Below are 22,934 nucleotides of genomic sequence, written 5' to 3'. Positions count from 1 at the left end.
GCCTCGAAGTTGCCGCTTCGTTAAAGAAGGCGTGGCATCCGTGCAACGATCCAGAAAGCCGCGGCAGCAAAGTCGGCGGAGACTCGCCCAAATCGGCATGACCGGGGGAACCAGCCCAGGGGTGGCGCATTTCGCGGGTTCCGGGACAGCGCCCGGCGGTTCAGGCGAAGGTATAGGGCAGCGGCCCGCCGCGATCCGCCGGGATCAGCAATTCGCGGTCGATCGGCGGGACCGAGCGCTGGTGACAGTCGGTCCGCGGGCAGATCCGGCAGCTGATGCCGATCTGTTCGTATCCTGCCGGGTTGGCCATATCCAGGTCGTCGGCATAGATCAGGTCGCTGGCATGGCTGATCTCGCAGCCAAGGCAGATCGCAAAGCGCCGGACCGGGGCGCGGAAGCTGCCGCCGGGCTTGGCGACCTCGCGCGACAGGCACAGATAGCGCACCCCGTCCGGGGTCTGGGCGAGCTGGCGCAGGAACTGCCCCGGGGTTTCAAAGGCGCGGTGGACGTTCCACAGCGGGCAGGCGCCGCCGAAGCGGGCGAATTGCAGACGGGTGGCCGAGTGGCGCTTGGTGATCGTCCCGGCCTGATCGACGCGGACGAAGAAGAACGGGATGCCGCGTTCCCCCGCCCGCTGCAGCGTCGAGAGCCGATGCGCCACCTGTTCAAGCGAGGCGCCGAACAGATGCGCCAGCCGTTCCAGGTCGTGCCGTTCGGCGCGGGCGGCGGCGAGGAAGGCGCGATAGGGCATCAGCGCTGCGCCGGCGAAATAGTTGGCAAGCCCCAGCCGGGCGATGTCGCGCGCCGCCGGGCTGCGGAAGCGGCCCAGATCGAGCGTCGTGTCCAGCAGTTCGCCCCGGGTCTCGCGGGCGACGAGGTTCAGCAGCTGAAAGACCTGGGTCGCAGGCTCGGCGGACTGGTTCAGGGTCAGCACCCGGCCGTCGCGGCGAAAGACGGAACCGGCGGGCAGCTCCTTGCACCGGATCGAGAAGCCGCGGTCGCTCAGCGCCGCGATGGCGCGGTCCATCGGCGGGGCGCGCTGGCCGTCGGGGCAGGCGAAACGCTCGGCCGCGCGGTCCACGGCGTCGATGTAGTTGTCGCAGTAGTGGAAGAAGTCGCGCACCTCCTCCCACGGCGAGGTGAGCGCGTTCTGGCCGGTCGCCCCCAGCGCCTCGTCCAGCGCGGCGAGCCGATCCTGGCCCTCGCGATGGGCGCGGTAGAGGTCCAGAAACGATCGCACCAGCCCCGGCGTGTTCGACGCCGCCAGCCGCAGGTCGGTCAGCGAGGGGGCGGAATCGAACAGCGGATCGGCCAGCGCCTCGGCCATGTCCACGACCATCCGGTCCGCATCGCCCGCCGCCATCGCGCCGACATCGACGTGGAACTCGGATGCCAGCCGCAGCAGCACCCCGGCCGAGATCGGGCGGTGGTTGTTCTCCATCTGGCTGAGATAGGGCAGCGACACGCCCAGCCGGTCGGCAAAGATCCGTTGCGTCAGCCCGTGGCGGTTGCGCGTCTCGCGCAGGGCCGCCCCGGCATAGATCTTCTGGCTGGCCACGCGCGTCTCTTCCCGCTGCTGCTAACTTTGCAAATTGCAGCAAGCAATGTCGCAAGATGCAAGGGACCTCAGCGCGCGGGGGCGGTGCGCAGGGCAATCGCGGCGGCCAGCGCCACCGCCGCCGACAGCGCCATGATCAGCAGCAGCGGCAGGGCGCCGGCGCCGGGCACGAGGAACACCCCGGCCAGCGCCGCCAGCGCCGCCCCGCCCGCCACCGCCATCGCGCCGCCAAGGCCCGAGGCGGTGCCGGCGAGTTCCGGCCGGACGCTCATCATCCCGGCATTGGCGCTGGGCAGCACGATCCCGTTGCCCGCCCCGGTCAGGGCGACGGCGCCAAAGAACACCGCCGGGCGGATCGCGCCGGCCAGGTCGGCCAGCACCGCGACGCCGAGGGCCACCAGCGACAGGATCGACCCGGCGACGATCATCCGGTCCATGCCGATCCGCGCGGCATAGCGGCCGGACAGGAAATTGCCGGCCAGATAGCCGATCGAGGGCGCCATGAACCAGTAGCCGACCTCGACCGGCCCCAGCCCGAACACCGTCTCGCCCACGAAGGGCGCGCCGCCGAGATAGGCGAAGAACGTCCCCGAGGTGAAGGTCGCCGACAGCGCATAGCCCCAGAAGGGCAGCGACCGCGCCAGCACCGGATAGCCGCGCAGCTGCGCGCGCATCGGCAGGCCTCCCTTGCCGGTCTCGCCCAGGTCGACCCAGGCAAGCACAAATGCGGCCGCGCCGGCGATCAGCAGCAGCGAGAAGTTGGCCCGCCAGCCGAAGGTCTCGTCCAGAATGCCGCCCAGCACCGGGGCCATCATCGGGATCACCGACATGCCCATCGTGACATAGCCGATGCGGCTTGCAGCGGCGGGCCCCTCGACCGTGTCGCGCACCACCGCACGCGACAGCACGAGGCAGGTGGCCACCGCCGCCTGCGCCATGCGGAAGGCGAGGAACCACTGCGCGGTCGGCGCGAGCAGGGTCCCCAAGGTCGCTGCCAGAAACAGCCCCAGCCCGGCGAGCATGACCGGCCGGCGGCCATAGCGGTCCGAAATCGGCCCCGCGGCCAGCTGCACCAGCGCCGAAGCCGCGAGGTAGCTGGTCACCGACAGCTGCATCAGCGCGTAATCAACGCCGAAATCCCGGGCCATGCCGGGCAGCGAAGGCAGGAACACGTTCATCGACAGCGCGCCCAGCCCCGACAGCACGACCAGCGTCAGGATATGGGGCGCGGTCCTAGCCCCAGTCGTGAAAGACAAACCATGCCCCCGCGCAGATCAGCCCGAACCCGACCGCGTGCTGCCAGCCCAGTCGCTCGCCCAGATACAGCCAGGAAAACCCGGCGAATACGGTCAGGCTGATGACCTCCTGGATGGTCTTCAACTGGGCGGCGCTGAAATGCCCGTGGCCGATGCGGTTGGCGGGCACCTGCAGCACGTATTCGAAGAAGGCGATCGCCCAGCTGACCAGGATCACCGTCAGCAGCGGCGCCGACTTGAATTTCAGGTGCCCGTACCACGCCACCGTCATGAAGACGTTGGACGCGATCAGCAGGCCGATGGTCAGGGCCGGGACCGGCAGGTTCAGCCCCATTGCTGGATCTGGTGCCGGACGAGGTTGCCAAAGCGGGTGAAGCGCCCCTCGAAGCTCAGCTCGACGGTGCCGATGGGGCCGTGCCGCTGCTTGCCGATGATGACCTCGGCCTTGCCGTGGACCTGCTCCATCGTCTGCTGCCAGGTGGCCATCTTGTCGAGCTCATGGTCGGCGGGCTTCTCGCGTTCCTTGTAGTATTCCTCGCGGAAGACGAACATCACGATGTCGGCGTCCTGCTCGATCGAGCCGGATTCGCGCAGGTCGGACAGCTGCGGGCGCTTGTCCTCGCGGTTCTCGACCTGACGCGACAGCTGCGACAGGGCGATGACGGGGATGTTCAGTTCCTTGGCGACGGCCTTGAGGCCCTGGGTGATCTCGCTGACCTCGTTCACCCGGCTGTCCTTGGCAGATGCCGCACGCAGCAGCTGCAGATAGTCCACGATCAGCAGGTCCAGCCCCATCGTGCGCTTGAGCTTGCGGGCCCGCGCGGCCAGCTGGTTGATCGGCAGCGCCGGGGTGTCGTCGATATAGAGCGGGCAGTTCTGCAGGTCGTGCGCGGCATCTACGAAGCGGCGGAATTCGTCCTCGCTCATGTCGCCGCGGCGGATCAGTTCGCTGGGCACCTCCGAGGCTTCGGACAGGATCCGGGCAGCCAGCTGCTCGGCCGACATTTCCAGCGAAAAGAACCCCACGACGCCGCCATCCACGGTGCCGCGGGTGCCGTCGGGCAGATCGCCCATCCGGTGCGCCTTGGCGACGTTGAAGGCGATGTTGGTCGCCAGAGACGTCTTGCCCATCGAGGGCCGGCCAGCGAGGATGATGAGATCGGACTTGTTCAGCCCGCCCAGCTTGCCGTCCAGATCGACCAGCCCGGTGGAAATCCCCGACAGCCCGCCATCGCGCGCATAGGCGGCGTTGGCGGCCTGCACGGCGCCGGTCACCGCCTGCAGGAAGGACTGGAAGCCGCGTTCGGCGACGCCCTGTTCGCCCAGCTTGTACAGCGTCTGTTCGGCGGCCTTGATCTGTTCCTCGGCATCGTCGTCGATGGCCACGGTCGAGGCGCGCCCGGCGATGTCCTGGCCCAGCGTGATCAGTTCCCGGCGCAGCGCAAATTCGCGGATCATCCGCGCATAGTCCCGCGCCGCATAGGACGACACCGCCGCCCCGGCCAGCCGCGCCAGATAGGCCGGCCCGCCCAGTTCCTTGAGCCCGGCGTCATGTTCCATGAACGCCTTGATCGTCACCGGGGACGCGAGCGCGTTGCGGGTGATCCGTTCCGCGCACAGATCGAAGATGCGGCGATGCACGGGGTCATAGAAATGTTCGCCCCGGACCAGCCGGGTCACCGAATCGAACACGTCGTTGTTGGTCAGCAGCGCGCCCAGCAACTGCTGTTCGGCCTCGATCGAGAACGGAACGGACAGGGAATCGGTATCCGCTGCCGCAGCGGGAAGCCGCGGCTCGAGCGCGCGAAGCTCGGTCATTGCGTGGTCCTTCGAGTCGGGTCGCAAGGTTATCTCACGCCCCGGGGCAGGGGTCCACGGCCGCGAACGAGGGGGCCGTGAATTAGCGGGGGGCGGCTTTGTGGAAAACCTGTGAGCAGCCTAGGGATGAGCGGCCTGCCAGCCGCGCGGATCGCCCAGGAACGCCTCGACCTCGGCGAGGGTCGCAGCGTCAAAGCTGCCCTGCGCGCGGGCCTCGGCCAGGACGTCCCACCAGGTGCACAGGTGGTGCAGGGTGACGCCGTGATCGGCCAGCCGCTGCGTGGTTTCCGGGAAGATGCCGTAATAGAACACGACCGCGGTGTGGGCGCAGCTGGCCCCCGTCTCGCGGATCGCATCGACGAAGGACAGTTTCGAGCCGCCATCGGTGGTCAGGTCCTCGACCAGCAGCACCCGCTGGCCCTCGGTCATGGCGCCCTCGATGCGGGCGTTGCGGCCATAGCCCTTGGGTTTCTTGCGGACATAGGTCATCGGAAGCCCCAGCCGCTCGGCCATGAAGGCAGCGAAGGGGATGCCCGCGGTCTCGCCGCCGGCGACGTTGTCGAAGGCCTCGAACCCGGCGTTCCGGCAGACCGTCGCGGCCAGGAAATCCATCAGCGTGCCGCGGATGCGCGGATAGGAAATCAGCTTGCGGCAGTCGATGTAGGTCGGCCCCTTCAGCCCCGAGGCATAGGTGTAGGGCTCGGCGGCATTGAAATGCACCGCCTGGATTTCCAGCAGCATCCGGGCGGTCAGGCGGGGGATCTCGTCGGCGGGGGGAAAGGGCAGGGTCATGCGGCGTACTCGTCGATGTGCCAGTGAATCGGAAAGCCGGGATCGAAGACCGTGACCGTCTCGTCCCCGGCGGCGATCCGGGCCGGCCAGCGGGCCGGGGCGTCGCGGCGCACCAGGCGGATGCGGTCCTCGTTCGGCGCCAGGCCGTAGAAGGCGGCGCCGTTGCGGCTGACGAAGCCTTCCAGCCGCGACAGGGCGCCCGCGTCGTCGAAGAGCTGCGCGGTGATCTGCAGCCAGTTCGGCGCGGTGAAGCATCCCGCGCAGCCGCAGGCGGATTCCTTGGCGTGGTCGGGATGCGGCGCGCTGTCGGTGCCGGCAAAGAACCGCGCCTCGCCGGAGGTCGCGGCCTCGACCAGCGCCAGCCGGTGCGTCTCGCGCTTTGCGACGGGCAGGCAGTAGTAATGCGGGCGGATGCCGCCGGCGAGGATGTGGTTGCGGTTGATGACCAGGTGGTGGGTGGTGATCGTGCCGCCGATGTCGTCGCCGCCGTGCCGGACATAGTCCACGCCGTCGCGGGTAGTGATGTGTTCCATCACCACGCGCAGGCCGGGGGTGGCCCGGCGGACGGGGTCCAGCACCCGGTCGATGAACACCGCCTCGCGGTCGAAGATGTCCACGGCGGGATCGGTGACCTCGCCATGCACGCACAGCGGGATGCCGGCCTCGGCCATCGCCTCGAGCACGCCGCGGACGCGGTCGAAATCGCGCACGCCCGAATCGGAGTTGGTGGTGGCGCCGGCCGGATACAGCTTGACCGCGGCGATGATCCCGTCGCGATGCGCGGCAACCACGTCGGCGGGATCGGTGGCTTCGGTCAGATACAGCGTCATCAACGGACGCAACGTCGCGTCGGGGGGCAGGGCGGTCGCGATCCGCGCCCGATAGGCGGCAGCCTGGGCCCCGGTGACCACCGGCGGGACCAGGTTCGGCATGATGATCGCGCGGCCCAGACGGGCCGAATGCGGGGCCACCGAGGCCAGCATTTGCTGGTCGCGCAGGTGCAGGTGCCAGTCGTCGGGCCGGCGGAGCGTCAGCGAATTCTTCATGACTTGCGTCTATAACGATCCGGGCGGCGTTATCCAGCCGCTGCCTTCCGATACGCCGATCTGTCGAAAAGTCGGGGTTGGCATTGAAACTGTCCGGGTGCACACCGAGTTTCTGCGTCGCAGCATTCTCGGAAAGGAATGTGAGATGAATACGATGATGGTGGACCCGTTCAGCTGCATGCGGCTGTGGACCGACATGATGCGCATGGGGGCCGAGGCTCAGTATGTCATGACCATGCGCATGGCGGGCCTGATGGGCGTGATGCCCCAGCACAAGGGCGAAAACTATCGCATGGTGGCCGAAAAGGGCGATGCCGCGCGCGAGGCGATGGGCGCGGCCTTCCGGTCGGCGGCCAGCGGGGCGCGGGCGGACGAGATCCTCGCCGCAGCGATGAAGCCTTATGGCCGCCGCACGCGGGTCAATGCGCGCCGGCTGAGCCGCCACTGAACGCCGGGCGCGTCAGCGACGAGGCGCAAGGCCCGCGGATCGCTGCGGGCAGGTGAAAAAGGGCGGCCCTGGGGGGCCGCCCTTTTCGCATCGGTCGCACGGCCGCTCGGCCGGCTCAGATCAGCTTGCCCATTGCCACGGCGGTGTCGCTCATCCGGTTCGAGAAGCCCCACTCGTTGTCGTACCAGGTCAGGATGCGGACCATCCGGCCCTCCATCACCTTGGTCTGGTCCATATGGAAGACCGAGGAATGGGGGTCGTGGTTGAAGTCCGACGAGACCAGCTTTTCCTCGGTGTAACCCAGGATGCCCTTCATCGGACCGTCGGCGGCGGCCTTGATGGCAGCGTTGATTCCCTCGACCGAGGTGTCGCGGCCGGCCTCGAACACCAGGTCGACGACCGAGACGTTCGGCGTCGGAACCCGGATCGCCACGCCGTCCAGCTTGCCCTTGAGTTCCGGCAGCACCAGGCCCACCGCCTTGGCGGCGCCGGTCGAGGTCGGGATCATCGACAGCGCCGCGGCGCGGGCGCGGTACAGGTCCTTGTGCATCGTGTCCAGCGTCGGCTGGTCGCCGGTGTAGCTGTGTATGGTCGTCATGAAGCCACGGGTGATGCCCACGGTGTCGTTCAGCACTTTGGCCACCGGCGACAGGCAGTTGGTGGTGCAGGACGCGTTCGACACGACCAGGTCGTCCTTGGTCAACGTCTCATGGTTGACGCCATAGACGATGGTCTTGTCGGCATTGTCGCCCGGCGCCGAGATCAGCACCCGCTTGGAGCCGTTTTCCAGGTGCGCCTGGCATTTTTCCTTGCTGGTGAAGATGCCGGTGCATTCCATCACCACGTCGACGTCCGACCACGGCAGGTCGGCCGGGTTGCGCTCGGCCGAGACCCGGATAGGGCCGCGGCCCACGTCGATCGAGTCGCCCGAGACCTTCACCTCGGCCGGAAAGCGGCCATGCACCGAATCATAGCGCAGCAGATGCGCGTTGGTTTCCACGGGGCCGAGGTCGTTGATCGCCACCACCTCGATGTCGGTGCGCCCCGATTCGATGATCGCGCGCAGGACGTTCCGTCCGATTCGGCCGAAACCGTTGATCGCTACCTTCACAGCCATGAAATCCTCCAGCCATTGGTCGTGCCCGGGGCTCTCCTGCCGAAACGGGGCGGGAAATGCAATGCGGCCTTCGGCCGGTTCGGGCTGGCGGCCGCTGCCTGAACCCGTCAGGCCGGTCGGTGATGGTCCGCGCGGGAGCTCGCGGGGGCCACCGGGTGGGGGGGCAGCGGCGGCTCGACGGGAAGTGCTGCGATGCCCGCTTGGGGTTGAGCGGAGAGCCGGCACCCGCCAGCGAGACTGCGTCGCTGGCTGCGCTCTGCGCGAGACAAGTCGCGCCGCCCGCCCGGCTAGCGCCAGAAGCTCACCCATTCGATCAGGTGCAGCATCTCGCGCCCGACCATGATCGGGATGTCCCAATGCAGCACCGTCGCGTCCAACACCAGGAGGGCGACGATCAGCGCAGCCAGCACAAAGGCGATACTGTTGGTCATGGAGGTCCCCTGGATCGGTGCGCTCTTGTTACCCAGCCGGGGAAGGCGGGCGCAAGCCGGCGCGGGCCGCCGGACGGTCGAGGGCCTGTCTTGGTCCCTGCGCACGGTTGCCGGGTCGCCCGCCGATCCGCGGGTTATGAGCAAGTGAGCGAAGGCGACGCGTCCCGGCCCGCAGTGCCCCGGGTTGCGCAGCTGGGCGCAAGCTTTGCGAAGCACGTCGCCCCGCCGGGATGTCGCCCTGGGCCATCTCCGCCCGCTCGGCCAGGCGCGCGGTTTTGCCCTCTTGGCGATTCCCACCGCCGACCGGCGGGAGGCACAGACTCGGCGCTGCGCCACGTCGCCAATTCCCCACCTGTGAGGCTTCCGCCCTTGCAGGATAGCGCAGGCCGCGGCCCACCGCGCCGCAATCTCGGGGCTGGCCTACCCCAACGTGCTCTGCCCAAGCGCCACACAGCATGCTGCTGCCACCGCGCCGCAAGCTCGGCACCTGTCCCACCTCACCTGCTCTGCCCCGGCGGTTCGCAACATGCCGCTGCCAACTGCGCCGCAGCCTCGGCGCCTGCCCGACCTCACCTTCTCCGCCCGTCGGGTCACACCATGCCGTTGCCCGCCGCGCTGCAACCTCGACGCTGCCCGGCTTCACCGGCTCCGCCCGGCAGGACACGGCCGGCCGCTGCCGCCGCGGCGAAGTGCCGCGGTCATCCCGTCTCGGCGCTGCGGATCGTCACCTCGTCATCTTCGCTTTCCACGATTAGGAACAACTCGCCCGCCTGCTCCATCCGCCGGATCACCGTCACCACCGCGGTCATCGCCTCTTCGGCGTCCTTGGCGGTGACGCGGCCCAGCGCCTCGATATCCTCGCGCATGGTTTCCGCGAGGCGGGAACTGAGACCCGACAGGATGAATTCCGCCGTCGCCGCGTTGTCGCCCGTGGCGCCCGCCATCGCCTTCGAAAGCGTGACCGCGTCCACCTCGCGCACGATGCGGGGGATGTCGCGCAGGTCGATCCGGCGGGCAATGTTGGCCCAGGTGAAGATCGCCTTGCGGACCCGGCCGGCGAATTCGGCATCGTCCTGATCCAGCCCCGCGAGCACCGTGTCGCGGGTCGTGGCGGGCGCGAAGTTCAGGATCGCGCCGACCTTTTCCACCGGCCTCGTGTCGATGGCGGGCTGCGGCAGGGCGTCGATGGCGCGCATCAGCGCCATGCCGATGCGCCGCAGCGCCGGCGCCTCGATCCCGCCGGTCAGCGACATCGCATAGGCGATCTGGCGGGCATGCGCGGGGTCGAGCAGCCCGAAGACCTGGGACGCGCGGGCCACCGGCAGGCGCGAGAACATGACCGCGGCAACCTCGACCGCCTCGCCGCGCGCGAGGTCGGCCAGCTGCGGCGAGGTCAGCGCCGACACCCGGTCCCACGGGTCCGCCGAGCCGTTCAACGCCGCGAGCCGCCGCAGCCGGTTCGCGGTGTCCGATGACAGCCGGTCGCCCAGGAAATCGAGCGTGCCGTCGATCGAGCCGGGAAAAGCCACCCCGATCTGTTCCAGCTGGTCGCAGAATTCGGTGAGGATCTCGTTGCAGGTGGCGCGATCGACGAGGTCCATCCCCGCCATTTCCTGCGCCAGCAGCGCCTGGATTTCGGCCGGAAGCTGCGCCAGTTCCAGTTCGGCGCCGTCGGCCAGCATCATCCGCACGACCACAGCCGCCTTTTGCCGGGGTGACAGCCCCGGTGTCGCCACGAACATGCACGCCCCCGCCAGTCGATTCGTCCGCGCCCAGACTGGCAGAGGGGTCCTAACAGCTGGTGAACGCCGGCTCAGCTTTCTCCGAAAACACGCCGGAAAATCGTGTCGACATGCTTGGTGTGATAGCCGAGGTCGAATTTCTCCTCGATCTCGTCGGGCGACAGCGCCGCGGTCACCTCGGGGTCGGCCAGCAGCTCTTCGCGGAAATCGGCGCCCTTCTCCCAGACCTTCATCGCGTTGCGCTGGACCAGCCGATAGGCATCCTCGCGCGAGACACCGGCCTGGGTCAGCGCCAGCAACACCCGCTGGCTCATCACCAGTCCTTTGAACTTGTTGAGGTTCTTCAGCATGTTCTCGGGGTAGACGACCAGCTTGTCGATCACCCCGGCCAGCCGGTTCAGGGCGAAGTCCAGCGTGATCGTCGCATCCGGCGCGATGCCGCGTTCGACCGAGGAATGGCTGATGTCGCGCTCATGCCACAGCGCCACGTTCTCCATCGCCGGGATGACCGCCATCCGCACCAGCCGCGCCAGCCCGGTCAGGTTTTCCGTCAGCACCGGGTTGCGCTTGTGGGGCATCGCCGACGAGCCCTTCTGCCCGGGCGAGAAATATTCCTCCGCCTCGAGCACCTCGGTCCGCTGCATGTGCCTGATCTCGATGGCGATATTCTCGATGGAACTGGCGATGACGCCCAGCGTGGCGAAGAACATCGCGTGGCGGTCGCGCGGGATGACCTGGGTCGAGATCGGCTCGGGCCGCAGGCCCATCTGCGCGCAGACATGCTCCTCGACCGCCGGGTCGATGTTGGCGAAAGTGCCCACGGCGCCCGAGATCGCGCCGGTGGCGACCTCGTCGCGGGCGCGTTCCAGACGTTCCCGGCCGCGCGCCATCTCGGCGTAGAAGCGGGCGAAGGTCAGGCCCATCGTCGTCGGCTCGGCGTGGATGCCGTGGCTGCGGCCGATGCGGACGCTGTCCTTGTGCTCGAAGGCTCGGCGTTTCAGGGCGGCCAGCACCTTGTCCATATCGGCCAGCAGGATGTCGGCGGCGCGGACAAGCTGGACGTTCAGCGTGGTGTCCAGCACGTCCGACGAGGTCATGCCCTGGTGAACGAAGCGCGCATCCTCGGCGCCGATATGTTCGGCGAGGTGGGTGAGGAAAGCGATGACGTCGTGCTTGGTCACCGCCTCGATCTCGTCGATGCGGGCGACGTCGAATTCGACGTCCTTGGCGCGCCAGACGGCGGCGGCGTTTTCGCGCGGGATCACGCCCAGATCGGCCTGGGCGTCGCAGGCATGGGCCTCGATCTCGTACCAGATGCGGAATTTCGTCTCGGGCGACCAGATCGCGGTCATCTCGGGGCGGGCATAGCGGGGGATCATGGCGGCCTCCTTGGGAACCAGTGCGGCATAGCCGGACGGGCCGGTCGGGGCAACGCTGGCCAGCAAGAGGGGGCGCCTGCGCAACCCCGAGCCTTGCGCCCGGCGGGCGACGGCCTTGCGCCGCGCGCCATTGTCGGCTGCCCGTCGCGGTCACAAGTAAACCTGTCCACAACCAAGGAGAAGAACGTGCCGACCCTGTTCGACCCCCTCACCATCGGCGCGCTGCATCTACGCAACCGCATCGTCATGGCCCCCCTGACCCGCAGCCGGGCCGGCGCCGACCGCCAGCCCAACGCGCTGATGGCCGAATACTACGCCCAGCGGGCCGAGGCCGGGCTGATCCTGACCGAGGCGACCAGCGTCACGCCGATGGGCGTGGGCTATACCGGCACGCCCGGCATCTGGAGCGAGGCGCAGGTCGAGGGCTGGCGCGAGACCACCCGTGCGGTGCACGACCGCGGCGGCTTGGTGATGCTGCAGCTTTGGCACGTCGGCCGCATCTCGGACCCCGAGTTGCTGGACGGCGCCCTGCCGGTCGCGCCCAGCGCGGTCCAGCCCGAGGGCCACGTCAGCCTGCTGCGCCCCAAGCGGCCCTATGTGACGCCGCGCGCGCTGGCGCTGGACGAGATCCCGGCGCTGGTCGAGGCCTATCGCCAGGGGGCCGAGAACGCCCGCCGCGCGGGCTTTGACGGCGTCGAGATCCATGCCGCCAACGGCTATCTGATCGACCAGTTCCTGCAGGACCGCAGCAACCAGCGCGATGACCGCTATGGCGGCTCGATCGAGAACCGGGTCGGGCTGCTGGAGGAGATCGCCGACGCGGTGATCGGCGTCTGGGGCGCCGACCGGGTTGGCGTGCACCTGGCCCCGCGCGGCGATTCGCACGACATGGGCGACAGCACGCGCGCGCGCTGTTCACGCATGTCGCCCGGTCGATGCGCCAGCGCGGCGTGGCCTTCCTGTGCCTGCGCGAATATCCGGGCCCCGACAGCCTGCTGCCGGCGATCCGCGAGGCGTTCGGCGGCGTGGTCATCGCCAATGAGGGGCTGACGCCGCAGACCGCGGCCGGGCTGGTCGAGCGGGGCGAGGCTGACGCCGTGGCCTTCGGCCGCGACTTCATCGCGACGCCGGACCTGGTGGCGCGGGTGCGGGGCGGGCTGGCGCTGAACGCCCCGGACCCCTCGACCTTCTATGTCGGCGGCGCACGGGGCTATACCGACTATCCCACCGCGGACGAGGCCTCGGCCACGCTCGAGGACGCATGAAGCTGGCGGGGCGCCCCGAAAGGCGCCCCGCCGCTGCCGATCAGCAGCTGTAATACATCGCGTATTCGATCGGGTGGGGGGTGTGCTCGAAGGCATAGACCTCCTCCCACTTCAGCCGGATGTAGCTGTCCAGCTGGTCGCGGGTGAACACGTCGCCCTGCAGCAGGAAGTCCATGTCCTTCTCCAGCTCCTCCAGCGCCTCGCGCAGGGACCCGCAGACGGTCGGGATCTCGGCCAGTTCCTCCGGCGGAAGGTCGTAGAGGTCCTTGTCGGACGCCGGGCCGGGGTCGATCTTGTTGCGGATGCCGTCCAGGCCCGCCATCAGCAGCGCCGCAAAGCACAGGTAAGGGTTGGCCGAGGGATCGGGGAAGCGCGCCTCGACGCGCTTTGCCTTGGGCGATTCGGTCCACGGAATACGGACGCAGCCCGAGCGGTTGCGCGCCGAATAGGCCCGCAGCACCGGCGCCTCGAACCCCGGGATCAGCCGCTTGTAGCTGTTGGTCGAGGGGTTCGTGAGCGCGTTCAGCGCCTTGGCGTGCTTGAGGATGCCGCCGATGAACCACAGCGCCTCCTGCGACAGGTCGGCATATTTGTCGCCGGCGAACAGCGGCCTGCCGTCCTTCCAGATCGACATGTTGACGTGCATCCCCGACCCGTTGTCGCCCTTCATGGGCTTGGGCATGAAGGTCACGCTCTTGCCATAGGCGTGGGCCACGTTGTGGATCACGTATTTGTATTTCTGGATGTTGTCGGCCTGCTCGACAAGCCCGCCAAAGACCATCCCCAGCTCGTGCTGGCAGGTGGCGACCTCATGGTGGTGCTTGTCGACCTTGATGCCCATCCGCTTCATGGTGGACAGCATCTCGCCGCGCATGTCCTGCGCCTCGTCGATCGGGTTGACCGGGAAATACCCGCCTTTGTGGCCGGCGCGGTGGGCCTGGTTGCCCATCTCGTATTCCGTGTCGGTGTTCCACGCCGCGGCATGGGCGTCGATCTGGAAGCTGACCTTCTGCGGCGTCACCGAATAGCGCACGTCGTCGAAGATGAAGAACTCGGCCTCGGGGCCGCAGTAGAACGCGTCGCCCACGCCCGAGGCCTTGAGATACGCCTCGGCCTTGACGGCGGTGCCGCGCGGGTCGCGGTCATAGGCTTCGCCGGTGTCGGGCTCGACCACGTTGCAATGCACGCACAGCGTCTTTTCGGCGTAGAACGGGTCCAGATAGGCCGACGACGCGTCCGGCATCAGCTTCATGTCGGACTGGTCGATCGACTTCCACCCGGCGATGGACGAGCCGTCGAACATGAAGCCTTCTTCGAAGAAGTCCTCGTCGATCAGGTCCACGTCCAGCGTGACGTGCTGCAGCTTGCCCTTGGGGTCGGTGAAGCGGACGTCGACATAGGCGACCTCCTCGGACTGGATGAGGTCGAGGACCTCGGCGACGGATCTGGCCATGATGGCTCCTGGCTGGCGTTGAGGTTTGCGGGCGGCTCAGACGGCGTCTTCGCCGGTCTCGCCCGTGCGGATACGGATCGCCTGCTCGACCGGCGACACGAAGATCTTGCCGTCGCCGATCTTGTCGGTGCGGGCGGCGCCGATGATCGCCTCGATGGCGGCGTCGACCAGGTCGTCGGCCAGCACCATCTCGATCTTCACCTTGGGCAGGAAGTCGACGACGTATTCGGCGCCGCGATACAGCTCGGTGTGACCCTTCTGGCGGCCGAAGCCCTTGATCTCGGTGACGGTCATGCCCTGGACGCCGGCGTCCTGCAGCGCTTCCTTCACGTCGTCCAGCTTGAACGGCTTGATGATCGCTTCGACCTTTTTCATGGCTGCGGCTCCGGTGAGGGTTGCGTTGGGGATGAGGTGGCGGGTTTGATCGGCGCGGGCAATGCGGCGGCGGGGCAAGGCCGGCAGCGCCGCCGGCAATCGGGGCGGAGCGCCGCGTGAACGGGCAGGGTGCACAAGATTTGAGCAGGCAATGGATCGGCGGGACCGAAGTCCTGACCACCGCCGAGATGCGCGCCCTCGAATCCGCCGCGATGGCCAGCGGGGCGGTGACCGGGCTTGAGCTGATGGAGCGGGCTGGGGCTGCGGTGGCCGGCCATATCCGCCTGCGCTGGCCCAAGGCCGGGCGTGCCACGGTGCTGTGCGGGCCCGGCAATAACGGCGGCGACGGTTACGTGGTGGCGCGGCATCTGCATCAGGCGGGCTGGCGGGTGCGGGTGCTGGGGATGGACAACACGCCCGGACCTGATGCGGCCGAGATGAAACGGCGCTGGGCCGAGATGGGCGAGATCGCGCCGCTGACCTGCGGCGTTTTTCGCGCCGGGGCCAGCTGTGACGTCTATGTGGATGCGATCTTCGGGACGGGGCTGACCCGCGCGCCCCAGGGCGAAATAGCGAAAATGCTGGCTTACATGGGCGGATCGGGCGGGGACGGGCATTTTTTCCGCGAACGGGTGGTCGCAGTCGATTGCCCCTCGGGCCTGTGCCTCGACAGCGGCGCCTTCCTCGGCGCACCGCGTCAGCCGGGCGAGTTCGTACCGCATGCGCGGATGACGGTGGCCTTCGACAGCCCCAAGCCCGGCCATCTGCTGGAACGCGGTCCCGAGGTCTGCGGCGAACTGGTGGTGGCGGATATCGGGCTGCGCCAGTGGCGAGAGCGATATGAGAATGGCCGGGCAGTGCGACCCGCCCGCACCGTTGCCGTCTGGCCTGCCCATGATGTCGCGGACGAGCGGGCGAACCGGTCGCGCCTCTCTGCGGCCTGCCTCGCGAAACATGCCGGCCACAAGTTCACCCACGGCCACGCCCTGATTGTCGCCGGAGGCTTCGGACATGGCGGCGCCGCCCGCCTGACCGCGCGCGCCGCCCTGCGCACCGGCGCCGGGCTGGTCACGCTCGGGCCGCCGAAGTCCGCGCTGATCGAACACGCCGGCCCGCCCGACGCCCTGATGCGACGGGGCGTCGACGGCGCGGAAGGGCTCGCCACGTTGCTCGCGGACAGCCGCATCACGGCGGTGGCACTCGGCCCCGGCTGCGGTGTGGATCGGGCAGGCGCCATGCTCGACCCCCTGCTTGCCTCCAAACGCCCTTGCGTGCTGGACGCCGATGCCCTGACGGCGCTGGCGGCCCGAGGGCTCGAGGGACTTCATGAGGGATGCGTCCTGACCCCGCACGAAGGCGAGTTCGCGCGCCTGTTCCCCGACCTTGCCGAACGGCTGGCCGGACCGCGCCCGCCCCGGATGATGATCGTTGCCGACTACGGGCGGCGCGGTGCCGAGGGCACGCCGGTCGACAACATAGCCGCCCAGTGGCAGGCCTTGGCCGATTATCACCGCGCCCTCGCAGACCAGCGCGGCCCCCTCTACTCGAAACTCGACGCCGCCCGCGACGCCGCCGCTCGCTGCGGCGCTGTCGTGCTCCTGAAGGGCCCCGACACCGTCATCGCCGCCCCGGACGGGCAGGCGCGCATCCATTCGGCATACTACGTCCCGTGGCTCGCCACCGCCGGATCGGGCGACGTGCTGGCCGGGATCATCACCGGGCTTCTCGCCCGCGGCCTGCCGCCGCTCGACGCCGCCGCGACCGGCGCGTTCCTGCACGCGCAGGCCGCGCGCCGCTTCGGCCCCGGCCTGATTGCCGACGACCTGCCCGACCAACTGCCGGGCGTCTTCCGCGACCTGGGCCTCTGATCTTCTGTCCGGAAATATCCCGCGGGGGTCCGGGGGCGCGAAGCCCCCGGGGACCAGCCAAAGAATCCCCTCGCGCCCCCTGCGCGGCTTTGCTAGAACGCCCCGGATTTCCGGGGTGCCGCCAGCAAGTGCCCCGGTCGGACATTGCGGGTGTGGCGAAATTGGCAGACGCACCAGATTTAGGTTCTGGCGCCGCAAGGCGTGGGGGTTCAAGTCCCTCCACCCGCACCACGAGGTAACAAAGGACGCACAATGCAGGTCACGGAAACCCTGAACCAAGGTCTCAAGCGCGGCTACCGCTTCACCCTTCCCGCCGCCGATCTGGCCGCCGAGGTGGATCGCCAGCTGGCCGAGGCCCAGCCCCAGATCGAGATGAAGGGCTTCCGCAAGGGCAAGGTGCCGATGGCGCTGCTGAAGAAGACCTATGGCCCCCGCGTCATGGGCGACGCCATGCAGAAGTCGATCGACGACGCGCTGACCGCCCACATGACCGAAGCCAAGGCCCGCCCGGCCATGCAGCCCAAGGTCGAGATGGAAAACGGCGAGGCGTGGAAGGAAGGCGACGACGTGGTCGTCAACGTCTCGTACGAGCTGCTGCCCGAGATCCCCGAGGCCGACCTGTCGGCGATCGAGCTCGAGCGCCTGACCGTCACCCCCGAGGAGTCGGCGGTGACCGAGGCCCTTGAGAACCTCGCCAAGAACGCCCAGTCCTTCGACGACCGCGCCGCCGGAGAGGCCGCCCAGTCGGGCGACCAGGTGACCATCGACTTCAAGGGCATGGTCGACGGCGAGGCTTTCGAGGGCGGCTCGGCCGAGGGCTATCCGCTTGTGCTCGGCTCGAACTCGTTCATTCCGGGCTTCGAGGATCAGCTGGTCGGCGCCAAGGCCGGCGACGCGGTGACGGTGAACGTCAAGTTCCCGGACGATTACGGGCACCCGACGCTCAAGGGCAAGGACGCCGTCTTTGAAACCACCGTGCATTCGGTCAAGGCGCCGAAGGCGGCCGAGATAAACGACGAGATGGCCAAGCGCTTTGGCGCCGACAGCCTCGACGAGCTGAAAACCCAGATCACCGAACGGCTGGGCGCCGAATACCAGGGCGCCAGCCGCGCACTGATGAAACGGGCGCTGCTGGACCGGCTGGACGAGCTGGTCAGCTTCGAGCTACCGGAATCGCTGGTCGAGGCCGAGGCCGCGCAGATCGCCCACCAGCTGTGGCACGAGGAACACCCCGAAGAGCACGGCCACAACCACGGCTCGATCGAACCGACCGACGAGCACAAGAAGCTGGCCGAGCGCCGCGTGCGCCTGGGCCTGCTGCTGGCCGATGTTGGCCAGAAGGCCGAGATCACCGTCACCGACCAGGAAATGACGCAGGCGGTGATGCGCCAGGCCCGCAACTTCCCGGGCCAAGAACGCGCCTTCTTCGAGTTCATCCAGCAGAACGAGGCCGCCCAGCAGCAGCTGCGCGCCCCGATCTTCGAGGACAAGGTCGTCGACCACATCATCTCGGGCGCAAAGGTCACCGAGAAGTCGGTCAGCAAGGACGAGCTGGAAAAGGCGCTGGAGGCGCTGGACGAAGCCTGAGCAAATCCGGGGCTCTGCCCCGGACCCCGGGATATTTGGACAAAGAAGAAAGAGCCGCCTGGTCTGTCAGGCGGCTCTTTGATTTGGAACGGCGCAGGTCTTCAGGCGGCGGCCTGGCGCTTGTCCGAGGTGACCTTGGCCTTGTCGTCCTCGGCCTTGTCCTGCGCCGGGTCTTCCAGCCCGTTTTCGATCTTGAGCTGGCGCTCGACCTCGGAATTCAGCTCGGCGCCGGTCATCACGACGATCGCGGCGATCCACAGCCACATCATCATGGCAATCGCCGCGCCCAGCGAGCCGTAGGTCTCGTTGTAGTTGGCGAAGTTCGCCGTATACCACGAAAACCCGATCGAGGCGACGAGCAGCCCCGCCGTCGCCAGCAGAGCGCCGGGCGAGATCCACTGCCACGAGGCATCTTCCTTGCTCGGCCCGAACCGATAGATCACGGCCAGCCCCAGAATCAGCACGACCACCATCAGCGGCCAGCGCAGCAGGTTCATCAGCGTCTCCGCGCCGCTGCCGAGGAATAGCGCCTTGAGCACCGCGGGCAGCACGGCGATCACTGCCAGCAGCACGATGATGCCCACGATCGCGCCCAGCGTCATCGCCAGCGAGACGAGGTTCAGCTTGATGAAGCCGCGCTTCTCGGTTTCGAACCAGGCGACGTTCAGCGCCTCGATCAGCGCCTTCATGCCGCCATTGGCCGACCACAGCGCAGCGAGAAGCGAGACTACCCCGGCGATTGACAGCGCCGTCTTGGGGGCCGAGGCGATGGCGGTGACCTGCCCCGCGATCAGGTCGATGGCGCTGGCCGGCAGGAAGCGGTTCAGCATCGCCAGGTTGTCGGCGATTGTTGCCGGGTCGGCGACACGGCCATAGATCGACACCAGCGCGGTGATGGCTGGAAACAGCGCCAGCAGCGCAAAGAAGGTGACGCCGCCCGCCACCGAGGTGACGCGGTCCTTGCTGAATTCCTTGATGGTGCGCTTGAAGACCGCGATCCAGTTGGACCGGCTGAGTTGCCAGGGCGTTTCCGGCGCGCCGGGAATGCGGGGGGGCGGGGCGGCGTCTGCCGGTGCGCTGGACGCAGCACGCGCCGCTCGGCCGGCGGTTTGGGCCGGCGGCAGGCCCTTGCGTTCGCGCCAACCTTCGGGAAGCGGCCCGAAAAGAGCTTCGTAGACGTCAGGTTCGGTGCGCCGGTTCATGCAATTCCCTTGGTTATCAAAAGCCGCAATGTTGGTGTGGAAAGGCCGCGCCAGAAGCGCGGCCAGCATCGGGCCACGGGGTGCCGCTCACAGCCGGTGGGTGCGTCCCCCTTCGACCCCGGCCGGGCCGGTCTCGCGCAGGTCGACCACGTCGCGGCGGGCAGGGCGGCGATAGGGATCGCGCCCGGGCGCCGGACGCGTGCCGCGCGGGGCGTCGGTGCCCCCAGTGCCGAGGAAGTTGCGGATCTGATCCGCGGTGCCGTGGAATTCTCGCACCACGCCCTCAGCCTGGTCGGCGACCTGGCGGAATGCGGCCATCGCGGCAACGACCGTGCCGACGATGCCGTTGAGGTTCCTCGACAGGCTCGCGGCGGACCGCTCGATGTCGCCGAGGAAGCCCAGGGACGAGCGGGCAGGCCGAGGCGCCGGACGGGGGCGGCGCGGGGCGTGATCCTGGTGGCGGTCGGCGCGCGCGCGAGCATCCGCACGGGTGCGGGCCCGCTCCCGGTCGTCCTGTTCGAACCGGGCGCGGGCCCGGGCGCGCATCGCCTCGCGTTCCCGCTCGGTCATGCCGGCGAAGCGCGGCGGCACGCCGCGGCCGGCGTCATAGACTCGCTGGCGGGCCTTGTCGGCGGCGCGGTCGGCATCGCGGTCGGCATCGCGGTCCAGCTCGTCATTGCCGCTGACCAGGTCGGCGACCTTGCGCACGGCCAGAACGACCCCGGCCGTGGCCGCGGCCGCGGCGATTGCGGCGCCGCCATAGACCAGCACGCGCGAGGTCATCGAATGTTCAGGCACCGCCCGGTCGCCTTCGCGGTTCACGCTGCCATGCGGCAGCACCTTCTGCGCCGCATAGGGGGAGGGCGCATAGGCTTCCTGGCGGCGGTCGACCCGGCGGCCCAAGCCGCGATCCGCGCGGCGGTCCTCGTCGGGGATGTAGCTGTTCTCGGGCATCCGCCCGGCGTCAAAGGCATCGGTCATGGGCATCGTCCTTGCTGCTGCCGCGACGGGGCGGCCATTTGCGTCCCTAACCCGCGGTGACGCCGATCGTTCCGGACTGCGGGGGCCGAAACGGAAAAAGGGACCGCGCCGCAGCGCGATCCCCCTTGAAGTGGCGTCAGGGCTTGCGGCCCCGGTGAGGCTCAGGCCTCGTTGGCGGTCGGGCGAGGCGCGTCGTCGTCGTCGCGGCCGGCAGAGCCGATATCGTCGAACAGCTCGGCGATCTCGAACTCGGCGGCGGCGTCTTCCTCGGCGGCGCGGTCCTGGATCGACTTGCCCGACGCCTGCAGCTCGGCCTCTTCGGCCGAGCGGGCGACGTTGACGGTCACTTCCGCATCGACCTCGGGGTGCAGGTGCACCTTGACGACGTGGAGGCCCAGTTCCTTGATCGGGCCGGTCAGCACGACGTGGCGGCGTTCGACCTTGAAGCCCTCGGCCCCGGCTGCATCGGCCACGTCACGCGGGGTGACCGAGCCATACAGAGCCCCGGCGTCGGACGCCGAGCGGATGATGACGAAGGACTTGCCGTCCAGGTCGGCGGCGATCTTTTCGGCATCGGCGCGGGTCTCGTCGTTGCGGGCGGCGAGGTCGGCCTTCTTGGCCTCGAACGCCGCGATGTTGGCGTCGTTGGCGCGCATCGCCTTGCCCTGCGGCAGCAGGTAGTTGCGGGCGAAGCCTTCCTTGACCTTCACCACCTCGCCCATCTGGCCAAGCTTGGCCACGCGTTCCAGAAGAATGACTTGCATGGGTCAGGTCCTCACTTCACGGCGTAGGGCAGCAGGGCGAGGAAGCGGGCGCGCTTGATGGCGCGGGCCAGCTCACGCTGCTTTTTCGCCGAGACGGCGGTGATGCGCGAGGGCACGATCTTGCCGCGTTCGCTGATGTAGCGCTGCAGCAGACGGGTGTCCTTGTAGTCGATGGCCGGCGCGTTGTCGCCCGAGAAGGGGCAGACTTTCCGGCGGCGGAAAAACGGTTTGGTCGCCATTGTGGTCGCTCCTCGGATCAGTTGCGTTCGACGCGGTCGCCGCGCTCGGGACGGTCGCCACGGTCGGCGCGGTCCCCACGCTCGGCCCGGTCACCCCGGTCGCCGCCGCGGTCGCGGTCGCCAAAGCTGCGGCGCTCGCCACGGTCACCACCGCGGTCGCCCCGATCACCCCGATCACCGCGGTCGCGGTCGTCGCGGCGCTGCATCTGGATCGACGGGCCTTCGCCGTGCTCGTCCACGCGGACGGTCAGCACGCGCATCACGTCGTCATGCAGGCGGGCGAGGCGTTCCATTTCCTGCACCGCGGCCGAAGGCGCGTCGGTGCGGAGGAAGGCATAGTGCCCCTTGCGGTTCTTGTTGATCTTGTAGGCAAGGGTGCGGACACCCCAGTATTCGCTGTCCTTGACCGTCCCGCCATTGTCGGCGAGCACGGTCGAGAAATGTTCGACCAGCCCTTCGGCCTGCGTGTTCGACAGGTCCTGGCGGGCGATCAGCACATGCTCGTAAAGCGGCATGGCAATCCCTTTTCGTCTCGGGCGCGCTTCATAGGCGGGAAAGACCTCTCCGCGCCCCGCCACGAGAGGCTGCGCCGGTTTCGCAAATTGCGGAAAGGATGCGGCCTTATACAGATCGCGGGCGCCGATGCAAGCCGCGGCGTGCCGGGGGCGCGGGGGAACCGGGACGGGCGTTGGCCGGTTGGGTCTGGCCCTGCCATCACGGCCCGCCTGGCGCGTGACGCCGAACCGCTGTTTCGTGCGACCTGCGCGCGCCTGCGGCCCGATCAACACGAGGATTGCCATGACCCGCCTGATTCCCGCCGCCTCGGCCCTTGCCCTCTCACTGGCTCTGGCCGGTTCCATCCAGGCCCAGACCGCGCCGGCCGCGGAGGCCCCGGCGCCCGGGACCGCCGCCCCTGCGGCTGCTGCGCCTGCCGCTGCCGCGCCTGCCGCTGCCGCGCCTGCGGCTACCGATCCTGTTGCATCTGCCGCTGCGGCCCCTGCCGCCGGCGCTGCTGCTGCCCCCGCCGATCCCGAGATCGGAGGGACCTATACCTTCGACCCCGAACACAGCCAGATCGTGTTCTCGTATGACCATATGGGCTTTTCGACCAGCCACGGCTTTGTCAACGGCGTGACCGGGTCGGTCACGCTGGACAAGGCCGATCCGTCGAAATCGTCGGTCGAGGCGTCCTTCCCGCTGGGTTCGCTGCGGACAATCGCGGCATCGCTGGACACGCACATCATGGGCGACGACTTCTTCAAGGGCGCGGCCGCGGACACGGCGGTGACCTTCAAGTCGACCTCGGTGAAGGTGAAGGGCGACGACGAGGCCAAGGTGACCGGCGACCTGACCCTGAACGGCGTCACCAAGCCGGTGACGCTGGACGTCGAGCTGAAGAAGGCGGGCGCGCACCCGATCACCGGCAAGCCCGCGGTCGGCTTCGACATCGAGACCAAGATCAAGCGCTCGGACTTCAACCTCGGCGCGTTTGCCCCCGCGGTCTCGGACGAGGTCGAGATCGATATCGCCGTCGAGGCCAGCAAGTAGGCGTTGCCGGTGACTGAATGAAGAAGGGCCGCCCTTCTGGGGCGGCCCTTGTCGTTGCGGTGTGT

22 protein-coding genes, 1 tRNA gene and 1 pseudogene are annotated in these 22,934 nt (G+C 68.6%); 7 read left to right on the top strand and 17 right to left on the bottom strand.

The genetic code is table 11. The annotated features are described in order from the left end of the window. Positions 1-160 precede the first annotated feature (160 nt). The 6 genes from IC63_RS03965 to pyrC all read right to left on the bottom strand — a co-directional run bounded on the left by IC63_RS03965 (position 161) and on the right by pyrC (position 6,470). Positions 161-1,558, bottom strand: coding sequence for a helix-turn-helix domain-containing protein (locus IC63_RS03965; protein WP_036717109.1), 1,398 nt, complete (start codon positions 1,556-1,558; stop codon positions 161-163). 68 nt (positions 1,559-1,626) lie between these two features. Next, complete coding sequence (locus IC63_RS03960; protein ID WP_036717107.1) at positions 1,627-2,814, bottom strand: multidrug effflux MFS transporter; 1,188 nt, start codon at positions 2,812-2,814, stop codon at positions 1,627-1,629. Next, entirely contained in the window at positions 2,792-3,148 is a 357-nt protein-coding gene (locus tag IC63_RS03955; RefSeq protein ID WP_036717105.1) for a DMT family protein, read from the bottom strand. The genes IC63_RS03960 and IC63_RS03955 overlap by 23 nt, the downstream gene beginning before the upstream one ends. Continuing rightward, the gene (locus IC63_RS03950; RefSeq protein WP_036717103.1) at positions 3,139-4,632 is read right to left on the bottom strand and encodes a replicative DNA helicase; all 1,494 of its coding nucleotides are present in this window, start codon (positions 4,630-4,632) and stop codon (positions 3,139-3,141) included. Before IC63_RS03950 ends, IC63_RS03955 begins: the two co-directional genes overlap by 10 nt. 120 nt (positions 4,633-4,752) lie before the next feature. Continuing rightward, positions 4,753-5,424 carry an orotate phosphoribosyltransferase gene (locus tag IC63_RS03945; RefSeq protein WP_036717101.1) on the bottom strand — a complete coding sequence of 224 codons (672 nt, stop codon included), beginning with the start codon at positions 5,422-5,424 and terminating at the stop codon, positions 4,753-4,755. Continuing rightward, on the bottom strand, positions 5,421-6,470 hold the full coding sequence (pyrC, locus tag IC63_RS03940) for a dihydroorotase (RefSeq protein WP_036717098.1): 1,050 nt from the start codon (positions 6,468-6,470) through the stop codon (positions 5,421-5,423). Before pyrC ends, IC63_RS03945 begins: the two co-directional genes overlap by 4 nt. Before the next feature lie 145 nt (positions 6,471-6,615). On the opposite strand from pyrC, the gene IC63_RS03935 reads away from it, so the two are divergent. Continuing rightward, positions 6,616-6,918 (top strand): hypothetical protein, encoded by a 303-nt coding sequence (locus IC63_RS03935; protein ID WP_052041858.1) that lies wholly within the window; start codon positions 6,616-6,618, stop codon positions 6,916-6,918. 115 nt (positions 6,919-7,033) lie between these two features. Here IC63_RS03935 and gap read toward each other — a convergent pair whose 3' ends face one another. The 4 genes from gap to purB form a co-directional block, all read right to left on the bottom strand. Beyond that, positions 7,034-8,035, bottom strand: coding sequence for a type I glyceraldehyde-3-phosphate dehydrogenase (gap, locus tag IC63_RS03930; RefSeq protein ID WP_036717096.1), 1,002 nt, complete (start codon positions 8,033-8,035; stop codon positions 7,034-7,036). A gap of 287 nt (positions 8,036-8,322) precedes the next feature. Then, positions 8,323-8,466 carry a hypothetical protein gene (locus IC63_RS18390; RefSeq protein WP_036717094.1) on the bottom strand — a complete coding sequence of 48 codons (144 nt, stop codon included), beginning with the start codon at positions 8,464-8,466 and terminating at the stop codon, positions 8,323-8,325. A 698-nt stretch (positions 8,467-9,164) separates the two neighbouring features. Further along, complete coding sequence (locus IC63_RS03920; RefSeq protein ID WP_036717093.1) at positions 9,165-10,208, bottom strand: flagellar motor switch protein FliG; 1,044 nt, start codon at positions 10,206-10,208, stop codon at positions 9,165-9,167. 71 nt (positions 10,209-10,279) lie between these two features. Beyond that, positions 10,280-11,587: an adenylosuccinate lyase gene (gene purB, locus IC63_RS03915; protein ID WP_036717157.1), complete on the bottom strand. Its 1,308-nt coding sequence runs from the start codon at positions 11,585-11,587 to the stop codon at positions 10,280-10,282. A 186-nt stretch (positions 11,588-11,773) separates the two neighbouring features. Here purB and IC63_RS03910 point away from each other — a divergent pair, with 186 nt between their 5' ends. Continuing rightward, the gene (locus IC63_RS03910) at positions 11,774-12,637 is read left to right on the top strand and encodes an alkene reductase (protein WP_232222501.1); all 864 of its coding nucleotides are present in this window, start codon (positions 11,774-11,776) and stop codon (positions 12,635-12,637) included. Continuing rightward, positions 12,613-12,852: a hypothetical protein gene (locus IC63_RS18680; protein ID WP_232222500.1), complete on the top strand. Its 240-nt coding sequence runs from the start codon at positions 12,613-12,615 to the stop codon at positions 12,850-12,852. Before IC63_RS03910 ends, IC63_RS18680 begins: the two co-directional genes overlap by 25 nt. Before the next feature lie 40 nt (positions 12,853-12,892). Here the strand turns inward: IC63_RS18680 and glnA are convergent, their stop codons facing one another. Then, the gene (gene glnA / locus IC63_RS03905; RefSeq protein WP_036717091.1) at positions 12,893-14,305 is read right to left on the bottom strand and encodes a type I glutamate--ammonia ligase; all 1,413 of its coding nucleotides are present in this window, start codon (positions 14,303-14,305) and stop codon (positions 12,893-12,895) included. Between the two features lie 36 nt (positions 14,306-14,341). Beyond that, complete coding sequence (locus tag IC63_RS03900) at positions 14,342-14,680, bottom strand: P-II family nitrogen regulator (RefSeq protein ID WP_036717089.1); 339 nt, start codon at positions 14,678-14,680, stop codon at positions 14,342-14,344. Between the two features lie 140 nt (positions 14,681-14,820). Here IC63_RS03900 and IC63_RS03895 point away from each other — a divergent pair, with 140 nt between their 5' ends. The 3 genes from IC63_RS03895 to tig all read left to right on the top strand — a co-directional run bounded on the left by IC63_RS03895 (position 14,821) and on the right by tig (position 18,135). Further along, positions 14,821-16,548, top strand: coding sequence for an NAD(P)H-hydrate epimerase (locus IC63_RS03895; RefSeq protein ID WP_269634658.1), 1,728 nt, complete (start codon positions 14,821-14,823; stop codon positions 16,546-16,548). 146 nt (positions 16,549-16,694) lie between these two features. Further along, positions 16,695-16,779, top strand: a tRNA-Leu gene (locus IC63_RS03890). Positions 16,780-16,800: 21 nt separating this feature from the next. After that, entirely contained in the window at positions 16,801-18,135 is a 1,335-nt protein-coding gene (gene tig, locus IC63_RS03885) for a trigger factor (RefSeq protein ID WP_036717087.1), read from the top strand. A gap of 101 nt (positions 18,136-18,236) precedes the next feature. On the opposite strand, the gene IC63_RS03880 is transcribed toward tig, so the two are convergent. The 5 genes and pseudogenes from IC63_RS03880 to rpsF all read right to left on the bottom strand — a co-directional run. Further along, on the bottom strand, positions 18,237-19,337 hold the full coding sequence (locus IC63_RS03880) for a YihY/virulence factor BrkB family protein (protein WP_052041857.1): 1,101 nt from the start codon (positions 19,335-19,337) through the stop codon (positions 18,237-18,239). An 87-nt stretch (positions 19,338-19,424) separates the two neighbouring features. Next, positions 19,425-20,318, bottom strand: a complete 894-nt coding sequence (locus tag IC63_RS03875) for a hypothetical protein (protein ID WP_036717085.1) — start codon at positions 20,316-20,318, stop codon at positions 19,425-19,427. A gap of 161 nt (positions 20,319-20,479) precedes the next feature. Further along, a complete protein-coding gene (gene rplI / locus IC63_RS03870; RefSeq protein ID WP_036717084.1) occupies positions 20,480-21,082 on the bottom strand; it encodes a 50S ribosomal protein L9 in 603 nt (200 codons plus the stop codon). An 11-nt stretch (positions 21,083-21,093) separates the two neighbouring features. Then, the gene (gene rpsR, locus IC63_RS03865) at positions 21,094-21,321 is read right to left on the bottom strand and encodes a 30S ribosomal protein S18 (protein WP_025061827.1); all 228 of its coding nucleotides are present in this window, start codon (positions 21,319-21,321) and stop codon (positions 21,094-21,096) included. A gap of 122 nt (positions 21,322-21,443) precedes the next feature. Continuing rightward, positions 21,444-21,836: pseudogene (rpsF, locus tag IC63_RS03860) on the bottom strand (30S ribosomal protein S6); the annotation flags it as partial. A 283-nt stretch (positions 21,837-22,119) separates the two neighbouring features. On the opposite strand from rpsF, the gene IC63_RS03855 reads away from it, so the two are divergent. Continuing rightward, a complete protein-coding gene (locus tag IC63_RS03855; RefSeq protein WP_084115461.1) occupies positions 22,120-22,869 on the top strand; it encodes a YceI family protein in 750 nt (249 codons plus the stop codon). Positions 22,870-22,934 lie beyond the last annotated feature (65 nt).

The sequence above is a fragment of the Paracoccus sphaerophysae genome (genome assembly GCF_000763805.1).
In the GTDB taxonomy this organism is placed as follows: Bacteria; Pseudomonadota; Alphaproteobacteria; order Rhodobacterales; family Rhodobacteraceae; genus Paracoccus; species Paracoccus sphaerophysae.
The sequence above is the reverse complement of the archived record's forward strand: the minus strand, read 5'-3'. Positions and strand labels throughout refer to the sequence as shown.